Source organism: Helicobacter vulpis, assembly GCF_003660395.1.
Taxonomy (GTDB): domain Bacteria; phylum Campylobacterota; class Campylobacteria; order Campylobacterales; family Helicobacteraceae; genus Helicobacter; species Helicobacter vulpis.
In genome coordinates this window covers 1-3338 of the sequence record NZ_QXQT01000043.1, presented here as the reverse complement: position 1 = coordinate 3338, position 3338 = coordinate 1, and the positions used below count along the sequence as shown (strand labels likewise).

The 3338-nt window shown below is 39.0% G+C and carries 3 protein-coding genes and 1 pseudogene; all 4 read right to left on the bottom strand.

The window, feature by feature from the left end; translation table 11 throughout:
- Positions 1-331, bottom strand: a pseudogene (locus tag EAO38_RS08355) (mobilization protein); the annotation flags it as partial.
- 3 nt (positions 332-334) lie between these two features.
- On the bottom strand, positions 335-820 hold the full coding sequence (locus tag EAO38_RS08350) for a hypothetical protein (protein ID WP_121022841.1): 486 nt from the start codon (positions 818-820) through the stop codon (positions 335-337).
- 412 nt (positions 821-1232) lie between these two features.
- Positions 1233-2171 (bottom strand): tetratricopeptide repeat protein, encoded by a 939-nt coding sequence (locus tag EAO38_RS08340; RefSeq protein ID WP_121022837.1) that lies wholly within the window; start codon positions 2169-2171, stop codon positions 1233-1235.
- A 98-nt stretch (positions 2172-2269) separates the two neighbouring features.
- A partial coding sequence (locus tag EAO38_RS08335; RefSeq protein ID WP_162982754.1) for a replication initiation protein occupies positions 2270-3338 on the bottom strand: 1069 nt, incomplete at its 5' end.

Below are 3338 nucleotides of genomic sequence, written 5' to 3'. Positions count from 1 at the left end.
GGTAGCATTGAAAGCCGTATTTGGCTTTAAAGTGGTCTGCTAGGATTTCTAGCTCTTGCATGGTGGTTGTTTCTTTGATATTGACAACAGCACTCCACAAATAACGGCTTGCCTTTGCTTTAAAAGGTTGGTGACAATACTGCTTGTAATTGATCTTGGCTTGCTCTATGAGGCTATCTCTTAAAGCTCTGGCCTCTTTAGCATCTCTATTACATTCTATTCCTAGCCCTCCACTCTTTAGTACATAACTAGGTTTAACTGAGCGGTCGTTGTGTTTTTCTTGAATGCTCAACTTCGTGGGTTTGAAGTTGATAGAGGCAATGTCCCCCATAGACTAGGCTTTCTTGTTGGGTGTATTCGCTTGGGGTTCTTGTTTTTGGTTTTGGGGTTGTGTGGGGCTTGCTTTGGTTTCTTGGGGATTTTGGGTTTCTTGGGTTGTTTTAGTTTCTTTGACTTCTTGCTTGGTAGGGGTCGTCTCAGTTTTCTTAGACTCTTGCACTTGTGTGTAGATGAGATTGTTCAAAGCCTCATTGACTTTTTGCTTCTCCTCTGTCTTTTTTACTCCGTGTGCTTTAATGGCTTCTAGCTCTTTTTTAATCTTGTTTTCAAAAGCCACAATCTCTTTATTCATCTTGCTTGTAAAAAGTTCAATTTCTCGAGTAGCTTTGCTCTTAAAAGCCTTTAATTCTTTTTCATACTTGGCTTTTGTTTCTTGGTATTTATCCCTGACCCTGATAATCTCATTGTGTAGTCGGCTCTCTAAATCCTCTAAAACCCGCCTAGAAAATTTGCTATAATCTTTTTCATCTTTTTTTGCCATGTAAAAATCCTTTATGATTTTATTTCACAGAATTTTAGCATATAATATGGCTGATGATATTTTTAGCTGCATTTCATAGCCCCCTGCAAGGGCAAATTACCCAAAATGAGCTTACGAATGTCCTACGAAGTAGGTTGGGTAATTTGCAAATTGCCCAACCCCATAAAGTGGACGCTCACAAGTTCGCTTTGGGTAATTTGCCACCCAAACGCCGTGGAGGCTTGAATGCTAGGTGCTAGGTGTGTATTTTGACTAGGTGAAGTAAAGGATTTTTTCTCATGCAATAGCGGGCAATGCAAAGTAGCGTGCTTTATCTGTGGCACTTGGATCGTCTAGTGTTTAGTTGGCGACTTTGATAAAGTCGTTTTAAAACGCACACAACACGCACTGTAATGCGCCTTTAATGCTTGCTCTACTTCTTAATAGCTGTATCAAGTTTTTCAAAAAGCCATCCTGCAAAGTATCCTATAAGGATTACTGAAAATATTAGGATTTTCCAATTCTCTGCAAACCATTTGCCAAGTTGTTGCCACCAGTTTAGACTACAAGCTTTCTTGTATCCCATATCACAAGCTTTCTCATAGTATTTTTGTGCCATCTTTTCATCTTTGACTGTGCCCTTACCATACTTGTATAAGTCAGCTAAGTTATTAGAAGCCGTGGCATTTCCCATCTCTGTCGCTTTCTTGTAATACTGAAAAGCTTGAGAGTAATCTTTAGTGACGCCCTTTTCATACTCATACATCACACCCAAGTTATTGTAAGCCAAAGAACGAATGCTGTCATCTTTGGTATCCGTGGCTTTTTGGTAATATTCCAAAGCTTTTTGGTAATTTTTAGGGACACCATGCCCACTGTCATACATGAGAGCTAGACTTAAATAACCCAAAGCTTCTCCCATATCTGCTGCTTTGTGGTAGTATTCTAGGGCTTTAGAATAGTTTTGGCGAACATAATCACCATTTTCATACATATTTCCTAAATTGACATAGGCTTTGGCATTTCCCATCTCCATAGCTTTTTGGTAGTATTGAAAAGCCATTTGACGATCTTTTCCCACACCATCGCCATCACTATACATGACACCAAGCCCATTATATCCTCTAGCATCTCCCATGTCTGCAAGTTTTTTAAAATACTCAAATTCTTTTTTATAATCTTTATCTTTGTCTGCTTCTTTGGCTTTGGAATAATCTTGATCTGCTTCTTTTTTAGCTGTAGTTTCTGTGGAGTCGATGCTTGCCAATGGATCTATTAATTTGATTTTAGAGTGCATAAAATACCATGCCAAAAATGCTCCCAAAAACAAAAATACTAACACCGCCCAAAACCGCCAATCGCTTTTATTCAAAGTTATGCCTTGCTGCTTAAATGGTCTATTCTAACAATCTAAGCATTAAATATTGAAATATTGTTCTAATTTTTATGAACAACTAAGATATATCTACCTCACTCCATATACTTTTTAAACCAGCTTTTAAAGTGCTTGACATTGTCCAAGATGAAAGGGTTTAGAATCTTGTGGGGCTTGTCTATGTCTTGAATATCCACTCTAAGCTTGTTATTCTCAGTGTATGTAATGCTTTTAATCTTAAGAGCAGCAGGCACACCATTATTGCTCATGTAAAGGTTTCTACCTATGTATTCTGTTAGATCATTGTTATGGTTTAGAGCTTGTGGTTGGCTAAGTTGTTGTGGTTGGTTTGGTCTTGTCAAACCTTGAAAAGTTTTAAAGCCGTTTTTGTCTGTTTGCAATCCTATTTTGATTTCTTTGGGTTGTGGTGTTTGCTGTGGTTTCTGTTGCATCTGTGGTACTTGCAATTCTACAATTTGATAACCCCCCTTAGCCATAGCTGTTAAAAAAGTTTCCTTGTTAGCTAATACAGCACTCTTGGCTTGAAACTCTTTGCCCTCTTTGTAGTATTTGACTAAAATTTCAAAGCCATCCTTGGCAGGCTGTATGCCATCAACCACAAGAACAACACTAGGGTTTTGGGGTTTGTAAAAGGCCATATCTAAGACTTCTAGCATTTCGTTGTCTAGCCTGGTTTGTTTTGCTTGCTCCATAGAGCGTTTGAGCTGTTTAACCGCCTTTTCACTTCTAATTTTCCAAGCAATGGTTCTTAAATCTTTTTTGGCTTGTTCTCTGTCTTTGCTGGTCTTAGTGAGTGGTTGGAAGTAGAATTGGATGTGGGTGATGCGGTTACCCATGCCCTTTGTTTTTATCTTTTCATAGCAAAGGTTCTCAAAGTGGGGGAGCTTGTGGAGTTCTTGGACAGCGGGTCTTAGCACGACATGTTCTACATTGATGGCTGGAACATTTAATGACACACCCATTAACTCTCTAAACTCTCTCCAGTCTTTCTTTGGTGGCACCCCTGTGCTTTTCCATTGCTTAAGCAAGCGGTAAAGGGTCTTGGCGTATTTGCCACTGATGTTTTGAAACTCAAAGAGCTCAAAGGAAGTGAAGTTGCCATGGAGGTAGTTAAGCAAGTAGCCAAAGTAAGGCATATTCACT